This window comes from Enterovirga sp. GCM10030262 (assembly GCF_042666435.1).
Classification (GTDB): Bacteria; Pseudomonadota; Alphaproteobacteria; order Sphingomonadales; family Sphingomonadaceae; genus Allosphingosinicella.
In genome coordinates, this window is the sequence record NZ_JBHTDC010000001.1 from 1,832,812 (window position 1) to 1,846,033 (window position 13,222).

A 13,222-nucleotide genomic window follows, 5' to 3' on the forward strand; every position below is an offset into this window, starting at 1 on the left:
ATCAGGTGAAGAGGATCGCGGAAAGCCGCCGGCGCTGCTGCGAGACCCAGGGGTCTTCAAGCCCGACGACCTCCAGGAATTGCAGCAGCCGCGTTCGCGCCGCGCCCTCGTTCCAGTCGCGGTCGCGGCCGATGATCTCGAACAACTGGTCGGCGGCGGCGTCGCGCTCGCCTCTGGCCATCAAGGCGCCGGCCAGCTCGTAGCGCGCCTCCAGGTCGCCGGCATCGGCAGCGATCCTTCGCTCGTAATCTTTGGTGTCGACGTCGGGCGCCGCCGCCCCGGCCAGTTCGACGGCGGATCGCGCGCGGGCGATCGCCGGGTCGCCAGCGATGCTTTCCGGGACACCGTCGAGAAGCGCTCGTGCTTCTTCGACGTGGCCATTGGCGACGAGCGCGCGGGCGAGGCCGGACATAGCTTCCGGATGGTCCGGCGCCATTTCGGATATCTGCCGGAAGATGGAGACGGCGCGCGCGGCGTCCCCGCCGGCGAGAACCTCCTCGCCCATGTCGATGAGCGGCGCGATCTCGGCTTCGGCCTGCTGCGCCTCGCCCTCGATCGGAAGCTGCGCCAGCAACTGGTCCAGGATCCGCGTGAGCTGGCTCTCCGTCCGGGCGGGAGTCAGATCGGCGACGAGTTGACCTTGGAACAAGGCATAGACGGTGGGGATGGACTGGACGCGGAACTGGGCGGCGATCGTCTTGTTGGCGTCGACGTCGATCTTGACCAGCGACACGCCCTTCGCCGCATAATCGGCGGCGATCTTTTCGAGGATCGGGGTCAGCTGCTTGCAGGGCCCGCACCATTCGGCCCAGAAATCGAGGATGACCAGCCCGGTCATCGACGGCTCGACGACGTCGCGCCTGAATGTCTCCAGCGCGTCCTTCTCGGCCGCGCTCATGCCCAACGTCGCCACGTCTCATTCTCCCGGGTTCATTCCGCCCCTATGTGGGATGAGGACCGCCCCTGCCAACCCCGCTCGTCGGTGGCCGAATTCGGGCTTGCGGGTGCGCGGACCCCATGCTAACCGCCGCCGCCTTGATCGCCCGCGCCTCGTTGCCGGGCGATCCGCCGAGCGGGCGTAGCTCAGGGGTAGAGCACAACCTTGCCAAGGTTGGGGTCGAGGGTTCGAATCCCTTCGCCCGCTCCAGTTTTCATGAAAAGGGATGCGCAAGCAGGATCGGCGGCCATGGGCCCGCCGGCCGGGGCGATCCTGCGCCTTGCCGTTTCGTCGCGCCAAAGCGAGTCTTCGTCTCATCGGCATCGGCTTTCCGGTTCAACGACTTACCTCATCTTTCCCACTTTACCCGCTGCGCGATCGGCGGCAAATATATCCAGCTCGAACAAGGCTTCGGCCAGGGGGAGGACCAGCATGGCGTCGATCACCGGAACCAACACCAACAACAGGCTCACCGGCACCTATGCCGGGGACTATATTTACGGCCTGCTCGGCGCCGACATCATCAGCGGGGGCTATGGCTCGGACAGCATCTATGGCGACGAGGAATATGAGGACGGCATCGGCGGTTCTGACACGCTCAACGGCGGCTTCAACGACGACTATATCTATGGCCAGTTCGGCAACGACACGCTGAACGGCGATTCGGGCGACGATTATCTGGTCGGTGGCCTCGGGCGCGACACGCTGAACGGCGGCAACGGCGACGATCGGCTGGTCGTCGGCACCGTCGCCGAGATGAACCGCGATATTGTCGACGGCGGCTCCGGCACGGACATGCTGATCGCGGATTATTCCGATAGAACGGCGCGCCTCATCTTCACCGCCTTGGACCCGCGGCAGGCGGCCAGCTTCGGCACCTTGTCGGTGATCCGGGTCGAGCAATATGACCTGGTCGGCACCGATTTCAGCGACGCGCTCACCGGCTGGCGGCACGACGATGAGTTTGAGGGCGGCAAGGGCGCCGACACGCTGAGGGGGATGGCCGGCAACGACACCCTTTATGGCGGCGACGGAGCGGACAAGCTTTATGGCGGCGCCGGTGACGACGACCTCTATGGCGACGAGTTCGGGGAGACCAACAACGATTTCCTCGACGGCGGGATCGGCGACGACAATCTCGACGGCGGCAACGGCAACGACACGCTCACCGGCGGCGACGGCAATGACGATCTCGACGGGGACGACGGCGCCGACAAGCTGAACGGGGGCATCGGCAACGACGATCTGACCGGCGGACGCGGCGCCGACACGATCCTGGGCGGCTCTGGCGACGACTCCCTCTCCTCCGAATTCTACTGGTTCACCACCGCGTCGGGCGAGAGCGGCACCGACAAGGACGTGCTCGACGGCGGCACCGGCCACGACGACGTGCTGATGGGGATCGGCGACGAGGGCAAGGGCGGTACCGGCATCGACACGATCCGCCTCTCCTTCACCGCCTCCGCGGTGGCGGAGAATTTCGCGTTTGTCACCGGCGTCAACCTGATGAACAACGGCGCCCGGTTCGACGGTTTCGAACGCCTCGATTTCGCCGGTGGCACGGCCGCGGACCGCGTCACCGCCGGCGATCTCGATGATGAGCTTTCCGGCGGCGGCGGCAACGATATCCTGCGGGGCGGCGATTCCGACGACCGGCTCGACGGCGACGACGGCACCGACATGCTCTACGGCGACGCGGGCGACGACACGCTGTACGACAGCGGCACCGGCGACGACACGCTCGACGGTGGCACCGGCGACGACATCATCTATTCCGAAGAGGGCGCCGACAAGCTGGTCGGCGGAAGCGGCGCCGACACCTTCTACATGGAAGACGATTATTCCGGCGACTTCTACAACGGCACCGGCCGTTGGATCGGCGACGTCGTCAACGGCGGCGCCGACATCGACATGGTGACCTATTATCCCAGCTATAGCAGCGTCACCATCGACCTGACGACGCCCTCGGCCAGTGACGGAAGCGCCAAGGGCGACCGGTACGGCAATGTCGAGATATTCGAGGGCAGCTTCTACGACGACGTCCTGCTGGGCGACGCCGCGGTCAACACCTTCCTCGGCAGCGGCGGCGACGACATCCTCGACGGCCGCGGCGGCAACGACCGGCTCGACGGCGGCAGCGGCCCCGACACCCTGATCGGCGGCGGCGGGCGCGACACATTCGTGCTTGAAATGGGCGACAACTTCCTCGGCACCTATTGGCCTTCGGACGTCATCGCCGATTTCGCGCGGGGCATCGACAAGCTCGAACTGTCGGTGTCACGCTTCGGCTATGGCGCGGACGATCCCTTCCGGCTGCTCCTGGTGACCGAGCCGGAGGCCACCGGGGCCGGGCCGGTCTTCCTCTTCGAAACCGACGATTCGCGCCTGTGGTTCGATCAGGACGGCGCGGCCGGCCCGGAGCAGGCATTGCTGATCGCCACCCTGGACGGCGTGACGACGCTCGCCGCCGCCGACTTCACCTTCGTCGGCTGACCGGGGCGGTTCGCCCGCTCAGGTGGCGGAGAGCGGGCTGCCGGCCGCCGGTTGCGGCCTGAGCTCGCCGGCCGTCCTGGGCGGGTTGCGCGGGTCGAGCAAGGCGGCGGTCTCGATCGTGTCGAGCGCGCGGCGCGCGCCGACATAGCGGCGCGCGGCGGCGATCCATTCCTCGGCATTCTCGCGCCCGGGCATACGCAGCACTTCGGCCAGCGCGACGTCGACCTGGCCCGCCTCCAGCCGGCGCGTGGCGCGGCGCAGCCGCTCGGCCGGCATGGTCGAGGGCGAGTCGCTCTTGCGCACGGTGACAAGGGTGCCGAGCTCGTTCTTGAGCGCGCTCCACCAATCCTGGTCGGGGCCGGCGCCGGTGAGTTGGGGGCCGACCTCCTGGAGACCGTCCTGAAGCTCCTCCAGGGTCACCGGCTGGCGCGACGCGGTGATGATCGTGGCCACCGCCTGGCGCTGGCTGTCGCCGAAGCGCTGGCGGAGCAGGCCCTCGATATAGCCGAGCGCGACCCCGCGATCGAGCGCGCGGCGGGCGGCGAAGGCGACGAGCAGGCCCTCGGCGCGGTCGGCATTGCCGACCGCGGCGCGGGATTGCGTGTCGATCTGGCCGATCCTTTGTTCCAGCAGGTTGACCCGCCGCGTGATCTCCGGGTCGATCACCAGCCGCTGGGTCTCGCCCGCCGCCGGGGCGAGGGGCGCCTCGATCGTGACCGGCGGCGGCGCCATCGCGATCCGCACCGGCGCGGCCGGCCGGATGCCGAGGAACGAGGCCGCGTCGTCCCAATTGACCAGCAGCCAGCCCATCGCCGCCAGCCCGGCAACGAAAGCGACCAGCGGGAGCAGCAGCAGCGAAAGAAGCGAACGCTTACCCGACTTCCCGCTATCGACCCGCTCGTAATCCATTCGCATTCGCTCTCTATCCTGCCCCGCCGCCGGCGGCAGTCTGGCACAGCTTCGCGGCAAGCTCCAGCAATGCGTCGTCGCGGGGTTCGTCCGCCGCCGCCTTGGCCCGCCAACCGTCGCCGGCGGCGGCGGAGGCCGCCTCGCTGATCGCGGCGACGGCGATCGCGTGCCGGTCGAGGCCAGCCTTGTCCACCAAATCGGCGAACAAGGCCGCCGCTCGGGGCGAATGGATGAGCGGCAGCGCACCGGACCGGAGCGCCGCCGCGGCCGCGTCCGGCAGGCTCTCCACGCCGACCGAGGCATAGACGATTCGTCGTTCGATCGCGATGCGGGAATGCTCCAGCGGGATATGGTCGCGTCCGCAGGGGTGAAACGCGCCGCGTATTCCGTCGACCGCCATCATTTCCACGAGAGCCTCGCCGTCGGTCGACCCGACACGGACATCCGCGAAGCCCGCGACGCGCGCGGCGGCGGCCGTCGCGTCGCCGACGGCGTAACAGGGCAGGCCGGCAAACGCCCCGAGCGCTTCGCCGCCGCACCGGGCGGCGTTGGCGCTGGTGAGCAGGACCGCTTCCGCCCCTCCGACCGCGGGCGGCACCCAGGTGAGGGGCCGAATCGCGAAGAGCGGGGCCGATACCGGGTCGAGGCCCAGCGCCCGCGCCCGCGCGGCGGTTTCCCCGGCGCCCGGCTCGGGCCTCAGGATCAGGATGCGGGTCACCCGGCGAAGAGGGCGCGCAAGGCGGGACTCGCCTGGCGGAGCAGGGTCGCGGCCAGGCCGAGCGGGGCCTGGGCGTCGCCCTCCGGAAAGCGGATTTCGCCGCGCGCGCATTCCGAACCGTCGCCGGTCAATATCTCGGCGCGAAGGTGGATCGCGCCGTCATCGAGGAGCGCGAGCGCGGCGACCGGCGACCGGCAATCGCCGCCAAGGCCTTCGAGAAGACGGCGTTCCGCCGAGACGCACGCCTCGGTGGCGGGATCGCCGATCGCCGCGACGACAGCCGCGACCTGCCGGTTCTCGGCCAGCACCTCGACGCCCACCGCGCCCTGCGCCGGCGCCGGCAGCATCTCCTCCAGCGCGACTCCGATTTCGGGGTGGGCGAGCCGGTCGAGGCCGGCGGCGGCGAGCAGGGTGGCGTCGGCCTCGCCCATCTGGAGCCTGCGCAATCGGGTCGCGACATTGCCTCGGAAGGCGACGATGTTGAGGTCCGGCCGGCGGGCGAGAAGCTGCGCCGCGCGCCGGGGCGACGAGGTGCCGACCCGCGCCCATTGGGGCAGCGCTTCCAGGCTCTCCGCGCCGATCAGCCGGTCGCGGACGTCCGCGCGGGGCAGCATCGCGGCGATGCGCAGCTCGGCTGGGCGAAGGGTCTCGACATCCTTCATCGAATGGACTGAGATGTCGGTGCGGCCGTCGAGCAGGCAGCGGTCCAGCTCCTTGGTCCACAGCGCCTTGCCGCCGACCTCCGACAGTGGCCGATCCTGGATCATGTCGCCGCTGGTGGTGATCGGCACGATCTCGATCCGCTCCGGCCCCCAGCCGAGGGTTTCGCGCAGCGCCTCGGCCACCAGCCGTGCCTGGGCGAGCGCGAGCGGCGATCCGCGGGTTCCAATGCGAAGGGGTCGAGCCATGGGCGCTCGTGCTAGAGGGTTTCGCCGGACGGTGCCAGAGGCCGGCGCGGCTTGCCGCATCCCCGAGCCGGTGGCAGGGAGAATCCGCATGAGCCTGATCCTCGGCATAGAATCGAGCTGCGACGAGACCGCCGCCGCGCTGGTGACGTCAGACCGGCGCATCCTGGCGCACCGGCTGGCGGGGCAGGAGGCGGCGCATCGGCCCTATGGCGGCGTCGTCCCCGAAATCGCCGCGCGCGCTCATGTCGAGATATTGCCGGCCCTGGTCGAGGCGGTTCTTCGCGAGGCCGATGTCGCGCTGGACGAGGTCGATGCCATCGCGGCGACCGCCGGGCCGGGACTGATCGGCGGCGTCATGGTCGGTCTCGTGACTGCCAAGGGACTCGCCTTGGCGTCGGGAAGGCCGCTGATCGCGGTCAACCATCTCGAAGGCCATGCGCTGTCGCCGATGCTGGCCCAGCCCGGCCTCGCTTTCCCCTATCTGCTGCTGCTCGTCTCGGGCGGCCATTGTCAATTGCTCTTCGTCGAGGGCGTCGGCCGCTACCGGCGCCTCGCCACGACCATCGACGACGCGGCCGGCGAGGCATTCGACAAGAGCGCGAAGCTCCTCGGCCTCGGCTTTCCCGGCGGGCCGGCGGTGGAAAGGGCGGCGGAGGCGGGCGATCCGCGCGCCGTGCCCCTGCCACGACCGCTGCTCGGATCGAATGAGCCGCATTTTTCCTTCGCGGGTCTCAAGAGCGCCGTCCTTCGCGCCCGCGATTCCGGCCGGCACGGCGCCGAGGATATCGCCGCCTCCTTCCAGCAGGCGGTGGTCGACTGCCTGGTCGACCGCACCGCCCGCGCCCTCGCCCGGGCCGAAGGAGCAACGGCGCTGGTCGTCGCCGGCGGAGTCGCCGCCAACCAGGCGGTGCGCTCGGCGCTCACCGCCCTCGCGGCGGAAAACGGCCTGCCCTTCGTCGCGCCGCCGCTTTGGTTGTGCACCGACAATGCCGCGATGATCGCCTGGGCGGGCGCGCTTCGATACGAACAGGGATTGGTGGACGGGCTCGACGCGCCGGCGCGGGCGCGCTGGCCGCTCGATCCGGACGCGGAGAAAGCGCGCGGCGCGGGAGTGAAGGCATGATCGAGCGACTGGGGGTGGTCGGCGGCGGCGCCTGGGGAACGGCGCTGGCGCAGGTCGCGGCGGCCGGCGGCGAGGAGACCTTGCTTTGGGCGCGCGAACCCGAGGTGGTCGAGAGCGTCAACGCCGCCCATGAGAACAGCCTGTTCCTCGCCGGCGTGCCGCTCAGCCCGGCGATCCGCGCCACTCCGGATCTCGCCGCGCTAGCGTCCTGCGACGCGCTGCTGATCGTGACTCCCGCCCAGCACATGCGCGCGGTCCTGGGCGGCCTGGACCGCTGGGACAAGCCGCTGATCCTGTGCGCCAAGGGCATGGAGGAGGCGACGACCAAGCTGATGCACGACGTGGCGCGGGAGGCGCAGCCCGCAGCCCCGGTCGCGGTCTTGTCGGGGCCGACCTTCGCTCACGAGGTCGCGGCGGGGCTTCCCGCCGCGGTGACGCTGGCGGTCGAGGATCGGAAGCTGGGCGAGGCGCTGACGGCGCGGCTCGCGCGGCCCTGGTTCCGGCCCTATCTGTCGGACGACGTGGTCGGGGCGGAGATTGGCGGGGCCGTGAAGAACGTCCTCGCCATCGCCTGCGGCGTCGTCGAGGGGCGCGGCCTGGGCCTCAACGCCCGCGCCGCCCTCATCTCGCGCGGTTTCGCCGAAATGACGCGCTTCGGCCTCGCCAGGGGCGCGCGGGCCGAGACGCTGGCGGGCCTGTCGGGACTGGGCGACCTTGTCCTCACCTGCTCGTCCACCAGCTCGCGCAATTTCAGCCTCGGCAAGGGCCTGGGAGAAGGGATTTCCGCCGCCACGCTGCTCTCCAACCGGCGCACGGTGGCGGAAGGCGCGCATACCGCCCCGGTGCTGAAGAGGGCGGCCGAAGCCATGGGTGTGGATATGCCGATCGTGGCCGCCGTCTGCGCGTTGCTCGCCGGCGAGGCGTCGGTGGACGAAGTGGTCGAAGCCTTGCTGTCGCGGCCGCTCAAGACCGAGCGCGTATAGGCGCGTCGTGTCCGCGCATTGCTGTTTCCCGGCGAAAGCCGGGATCCAGTTCGAGGCTGGTGCTGGACCCCGGCTTGCGCCCGGGAACGGACCTAGAAATCCCAGCAGATGCCCTTATTCTCCCAGTCGCCGTAGCGGGTCGGCTCGCGCCCCTTCGGCCCGCTATGCTCCTCGGACGTTTCCGCCGGCCTGGGCGCGGGCACGGGCGGGTTCTCCGAAAGGTAAGCGGGCGGCTTCACATGGTCTGGGCGGCGGCCGGTCATGGGGGTTTTCCGATTGAATCGAGGCGTGGCTGTACCCACATTTCGGACGTGGGAGGCGAAGACGCAAGATGAATGGTTTCAAGACGCTGATGCTGCTGGCGGCGATGACCGCCTTGTTCATGGGCCTTGGCTACACGTTCGGCGGCTATGGCGGAGCGATGATCGCGCTCGTCGCGGCGGCGGCTATGAACCTCTTCACCTTCTGGAACGCCGACAAGATCGTCCTCAAGATGCACAAGGCGCGCGAGGTGGACGGCCGCACGGCGCCCGAACTGGTCGACATCGTGCGGGAACTCGCAGGCCGCGCCGGCCTGCCGATGCCCAAGGTCTACATCGTCGATTCGCCGCATCCCAACGCCTTCGCGACGGGCCGCAACCCGGACAATGCCGCGGTGGCCGCGACGACCGGCCTGCTCGACATCCTCAGCCGCGACGAGGTGGCCGGCGTGATGGCCCACGAACTCGCCCATGTGAAGAATCGCGACACGCTCATCATGACGATGACGGCGACGATCGCCGGCGCCATTTCCTTCCTGGCCAATTTCGGGCTGTTCTTCAGGAGCGGCGACAATCGCGGCAACGCTTTGGCCATGATCGCGGCGGTGATCGTCGCGCCCTTCGCCGCGATGATCGTCCAGATGGCGATCAGCCGCACCCGCGAATATAGCGCCGACCGTGGCGCCGCCGAGATCAGCGGCAATCCGCGCGCTCTCGCCTCGGCGCTCGCCAAGCTCGCCCAGGGTGCGGCGCGGGTCCCGAACCCGGTTTCGCTGCGCAACCCGGCCGCCGCCTCGCTCTACATCGTGCCGAGCGGAACCGGCCGCGACAGCCTGTTTTCGACCCATCCCGACACCGGCAACCGGATCGCGGCGCTGCACGCATTGGCGGATGGAATGGGGCTGGCCGCGCCGCCGCCGGTGACCGACGCCGTCCGGCCGCGCACCTCCGTTCCCAGGACTCGCCGCTCGACCAGCGCGCTCGATCCGCTGGGACGCGGAGACTGAGCGAGCGGGAGCCTCCCGGCACGGCTTCGCGCCGCGCCGCCTTGCGCCTGCTCGACGCGGTGCTGCGCAAGGGCCTGCCTCTGGAGGCGGCGCTCGACGTCGCCGCGCGCGATCTCGACCGATCGGATGACCGCGCCTTCGCCCATGCCATCGCCTCCGAGGCGTTGCGCCGCCTCACCGATCTCGACGCGCTGATCGACGGCGCGACCAGGAAGCCGCTGCCCGACGACGCCAAGGCCCGTTTCGCGCTGCGCATCGCGCTGGTCCAGGCGCTGGCGATGAACACGCCGCACCACGCCGCCATTTCGACGGTGCTGCCGCTGGTCGACGGCGGGCCGCGCAAGCTCGTCCACGGCGTGTTCAGCGCGGTGATGCGCGGCGGCGCGAGCCTGCCCGACATTCCGACCTTGCCGGCGGCGGTCGAGCATCGCTGGGAGCAGGCCTGGGGCAGCGCCGTCGCCCGCGCCGCCGCCCGCGCCATCGCGGTGCCGCCGCCGCTCGACCTCGTCTTCGCGTCCGACGCGCCGCCGGAAGGGCTGGAGGGCGTCAGCCTGATGCCGCGCCATCTCCGGCTGGAGCGGGGCGTCGCCGTGGCCGGGCTCACCGGCTATGGCAAGGGCGAGTGGTGGGTGCAGGACGTGTCGGCCTCGATGCCGGCGCGTCTCCTCGGAGCCGGAGAGGGCCGTGCTGTCCTCGACCTTTGCGCCGCGCCGGGCGGCAAGACGATGCAGCTTGCCTCGGCGGGCTTCGCGGTGACCGCGATCGACGCCTCGGAAAGTCGTCTCGCGCGACTTCGCGAGAATCTGGCGCGCACCGGCCTGGAGGCCCGGATACTGACGGCGGACGTGATGAAATGGCAACCGGCCGAACCCGCCGACGCTATCCTGCTCGATGCGCCCTGCTCCGCCACCGGCATCTTCCGCCGTCACCCGGACGTCCTCCACCGCGTCCGCCCGCGCGTCGTCGCCGAACTGGCCGAGGGCCAGAAGGCGATGCTCGCCCGCGCCGCCGACTGGCTGAAGCCCGGGGGCACGCTCGTTTATTCGGTATGCTCTCTGGAGCCGGAGGAGGGCGAGAAAGTGATCGAGGCCTTCCTCGCCGCCCGGCCCGATTACCGCCTCGATCCGGTCTCGCCGGAGGAGCTTCCCAGCGGAATGCGCCCCAATGACGGCATCCTGCGCATCCTTCCCGGCACCTTCGAGGCGCAGGGCGGCGCCGACGGCTTCTTCATCGCGCGCCTCAGACGCAAATAAACGGGGATAAGTCCCCGCTTTCCTTGCCCCACGCGACTCGCCTGGGGTAATGATCGCGTGTGCAGCAGCCGGTTCGCATCTCCCCTTCCATCCTCTCCGCCGATTTCGCTCGGCTGGGCGAGGAGGTCCGCGCGATCGACGCGGCCGGGGCGGACTGGATCCATGTCGATGTGATGGACGGGCATTTCGTGCCCAACCTCACCATCGGCCCCGCCGTGGTGAAGGCGCTCCGCCCGCACACTGCCAAGCCGTTCGACGTCCACCTGATGATCTCGCCGGTCGATCATTTTCTGGAAGCGTTCGCCGAGGCGGGGGCCGACATCATCACCGTCCATCCCGAAGCCGGGCCGCACCTTCACCGCACGATCCAGCGCATCAAGGCGCTGGACAAGAAAGCCGGAGTGTCCCTCAATCCGGCGACTCCGGCCAAGATGCTCGATTATGTGCTGGAGGAAGTGGACCTCGTCCTGGTGATGAGCGTCAATCCGGGCTTTGGCGGCCAGAGCTTCATCGACAGCCAGCTGCGCAAAATTGAGGCGATCCGCAAGCAGATCGACAAAATTGGGAAACCGATCGACCTCGAGGTCGACGGCGGCGTCGATCAGTCCAATTGCCGCAGGGTGATCGAAGCCGGCGCCGACGCGCTCGTCGCCGGCACCGCCACCTTCCGGGGCGGGCCGGAACGATATGCCGAGAATATAAGGGGGCTGCGAGGATCGTGAGCCTGCTCGAACGCATCGATCCCACCGGCGAGGAAAAGGAGATCGGTGAGGGCAAACGGCTCATCAAGGTGGGCGACGATCGCGGCGTATCGCTGTCGGAGCGCCTCGCTTACCGGCTCCACCGGCTCGCCTGGCGAACGCCCTTCCACGCCTTTCGCCTGCGCGGGCGCTTCCCGCTGAAGCTGCTCGCCGTCCCCAAGGACCCCATCGCCGGCGACAAGGCGGCGGGGGAAGCAATGCTGGGCGGCACGTTCGTGCATCGCGGCCGCGCGATCGAGCTGGACAGCCTTCGGTTCGACGATCCGTCGCTTCCCGCCGACCTCGTCGAGCATCTGCAGAGCTTCGCCTGGCTGCGCGATCTCGCCGCCGCCGCGACCCGCGACAAGGGGGCGAAGCCAGCCGAGGCGCTGGTCCGCAAGTGGCTGGACAGCTATGCCGAAAGCGTCTGCGAGCCGGCTTGGCGGGCGGACCTGTGGGGCCGGCGCATCCTCTTCTGGTCCTCCTACGCGCCCTATATCCTGTCGAGCACCGACCTCGTCTATCGCTCCGCCGTGCTCAACACCCTCGCGCGGGGCGCGCGGCATCTCGACAAGAGCGCCGACAAGGCGCCGGCGGGCTTGCCGCGGATCACCGCCTGGAGCGGCGTCATCGCGTCGGCGCTGGTCGTGCAGGGCGGGCCGGCGCGCCTCGGCGCCGGCGAACGGGGGCTCGCGCGCGCCCTGGTCGCGTCGCAGCACGAGGATGGCGGATTGGTCAGCCGTTCCCCGGCCGAGCAGCTCGCGCTCGTCGAATTGCTCGGCCAGCTGCGCGCCGCCTACAGCGCCGGGCGGCGAGAGATGCCCGACGAAATCGCCGAGGCGCTCGAAGGATCGGTCTCGGCTTTGCTTACCGTCACGCTCGGCGACGAGGCTTTGTCGAGCTGGCAGGGCGGCAACATGATGTCGCGGCGCCGGGTGATCGCTGCGGTCGAGGGATCGGGCGCGCCGGCGCGGGCGCTGCGCCAGACGCGGGGCTGGGGTTATCAGCGGCTGGCGGCGAAGAAGAGCGTCGGCATCCTCGACGCCGCCCCTCCGCCGGCCGGCGGAGCGCTGAGCGGCGGCTGCGCCTCGACCCTCGCCTTCGAATTCAGCGACGGCGGCCACCGTCTGGTGGTCAATTGCGGCGGGGTCGGGGCCGACCGCGAGGCGCTGCCCCGCGCGCTGGCAGAGGGTCTGAGGACGAGCGCCGCCCATTCGACCCTGGTGCTGGACGACCGCAACTCGACCGCCATCCACCCGGACGGCACGCTCGGCAAGGGCGTCGGCCAGGTCGAGCTGTCGCGGAGCGACAGCGGCGGGGCGGTGACGGTCGAAGCGGACCATGACGGCTATGTCCGTCGGCTGGGCCTCGTCCATCAGCGCCAGCTGACCCTGAGCGCGGACGGGTCCGAGCTCGGCGGCGAGGACAGCCTGCTTCCCCGGGGGCGGCGGCGGCGTTCGGAGCCGGTGCCCTTCGCCGTCCGCTTCCATCTCGCGCCGGGGGTCGAAGTGACGACCACCGCCGACGGCCAGGGCGCGCTGCTCCGGATCAAGGGCGGCGCCGTCTGGCGGTTCCGCTGCCGGGGCGGACGGCTCGGCACCGAGGACAGCCTCTGGATCGACGGCGAGGCCAAGCCCCATGCCAGCCTCCAGCTCGTCGTGGCGGGCGAAACGCCCGGCGACGGGATGACGATCAGCTGGACGTTCAAGCGCGCCGGATAGAGCGGGATGCGGTTACATTGAATCGTCACCCTGAACTTGTTTCAGGGTCCACCTACCGACCCGTCATGTGGCTCGGATTTGGATGCTGAAACAAGTTCAGCATGACGAGATGGTGCAATCCAGACTCATCATGCTCTAAGGCCCGCGCCCGCTCGCAATTGGATGCTGAA

The 13,222-nt window shown here is 69.8% G+C and carries 12 protein-coding genes and 1 tRNA gene; 8 read left to right on the forward strand and 5 right to left on the reverse strand.

Annotation, left to right across the window (positions count from 1 at the left end):
- Position 1: 1 nt before the first annotated feature.
- A complete protein-coding gene (locus ACFQRC_RS08855) occupies positions 2 to 913 on the reverse strand; it encodes a tetratricopeptide repeat protein (protein WP_379960192.1) in 912 nt (303 codons plus the stop codon).
- A gap of 159 nt (positions 914 to 1,072) precedes the next feature.
- Here ACFQRC_RS08855 and ACFQRC_RS08860 point away from each other — a divergent pair.
- A tRNA-Gly gene (locus ACFQRC_RS08860) sits at positions 1,073 to 1,147 on the forward strand.
- Positions 1,148 to 1,369: 222 nt separating this feature from the next.
- Positions 1,370 to 3,430, forward strand: a complete 2,061-nt coding sequence (locus ACFQRC_RS08865) for a calcium-binding protein (protein ID WP_379960194.1) — start codon at positions 1,370 to 1,372, stop codon at positions 3,428 to 3,430.
- An 18-nt stretch (positions 3,431 to 3,448) separates the two neighbouring features.
- Here ACFQRC_RS08865 and ACFQRC_RS08870 read toward each other — a convergent pair whose 3' ends face one another.
- From ACFQRC_RS08870 to hemC, 3 genes are read right to left on the reverse strand one after another with little or no spacing between them, the layout of a single operon-like run.
- Positions 3,449 to 4,345 carry a hypothetical protein gene (locus ACFQRC_RS08870; RefSeq protein WP_379960197.1) on the reverse strand — a complete coding sequence of 299 codons (897 nt, stop codon included), beginning with the start codon at positions 4,343 to 4,345 and terminating at the stop codon, positions 3,449 to 3,451.
- Positions 4,346 to 4,352: 7 nt separating this feature from the next.
- Positions 4,353 to 5,057, reverse strand: coding sequence for a uroporphyrinogen-III synthase (locus tag ACFQRC_RS08875; protein WP_379960200.1), 705 nt, complete (start codon positions 5,055 to 5,057; stop codon positions 4,353 to 4,355).
- Positions 5,054 to 5,965, reverse strand: coding sequence for a hydroxymethylbilane synthase (hemC, locus tag ACFQRC_RS08880; protein ID WP_379960203.1), 912 nt, complete (start codon positions 5,963 to 5,965; stop codon positions 5,054 to 5,056). Before hemC ends, ACFQRC_RS08875 begins: the two co-directional genes overlap by 4 nt.
- 88 nt (positions 5,966 to 6,053) lie before the next feature.
- On the opposite strand from hemC, the gene tsaD reads away from it, so the two are divergent.
- Entirely contained in the window at positions 6,054 to 7,088 is a 1,035-nt protein-coding gene (gene tsaD / locus ACFQRC_RS08885) for a tRNA (adenosine(37)-N6)-threonylcarbamoyltransferase complex transferase subunit TsaD (protein ID WP_379960206.1), read from the forward strand.
- Positions 7,085 to 8,071: an NAD(P)H-dependent glycerol-3-phosphate dehydrogenase gene (locus tag ACFQRC_RS08890; protein ID WP_379960208.1), complete on the forward strand. Its 987-nt coding sequence runs from the start codon at positions 7,085 to 7,087 to the stop codon at positions 8,069 to 8,071. Before tsaD ends, ACFQRC_RS08890 begins: the two co-directional genes overlap by 4 nt.
- Before the next feature lie 92 nt (positions 8,072 to 8,163).
- Here ACFQRC_RS08890 and ACFQRC_RS08895 read toward each other — a convergent pair whose 3' ends face one another.
- A complete protein-coding gene (locus tag ACFQRC_RS08895) occupies positions 8,164 to 8,334 on the reverse strand; it encodes a DUF1674 domain-containing protein (RefSeq protein ID WP_379960211.1) in 171 nt (56 codons plus the stop codon).
- Positions 8,335 to 8,402: 68 nt separating this feature from the next.
- Here ACFQRC_RS08895 and htpX point away from each other — a divergent pair, with 68 nt between their 5' ends.
- The 4 genes from htpX to ACFQRC_RS08915 are packed head-to-tail and all read left to right on the forward strand — an operon-like array spanning position 8,403 to position 13,052.
- Positions 8,403 to 9,338, forward strand: coding sequence for a zinc metalloprotease HtpX (gene htpX, locus ACFQRC_RS08900; protein WP_379960214.1), 936 nt, complete (start codon positions 8,403 to 8,405; stop codon positions 9,336 to 9,338).
- Positions 9,335 to 10,591: an RsmB/NOP family class I SAM-dependent RNA methyltransferase gene (locus ACFQRC_RS08905; RefSeq protein ID WP_379960425.1), complete on the forward strand. Its 1,257-nt coding sequence runs from the start codon at positions 9,335 to 9,337 to the stop codon at positions 10,589 to 10,591. Before htpX ends, ACFQRC_RS08905 begins: the two co-directional genes overlap by 4 nt.
- 59 nt (positions 10,592 to 10,650) lie before the next feature.
- A complete protein-coding gene (gene rpe / locus ACFQRC_RS08910) occupies positions 10,651 to 11,313 on the forward strand; it encodes a ribulose-phosphate 3-epimerase (protein WP_379960217.1) in 663 nt (220 codons plus the stop codon).
- Positions 11,310 to 13,052 (forward strand): heparinase II/III family protein, encoded by a 1,743-nt coding sequence (locus ACFQRC_RS08915; RefSeq protein ID WP_379960219.1) that lies wholly within the window; start codon positions 11,310 to 11,312, stop codon positions 13,050 to 13,052. The genes rpe and ACFQRC_RS08915 overlap by 4 nt, the downstream gene beginning before the upstream one ends.
- The last annotated feature ends 170 nt before the right edge of the window (positions 13,053 to 13,222 follow it).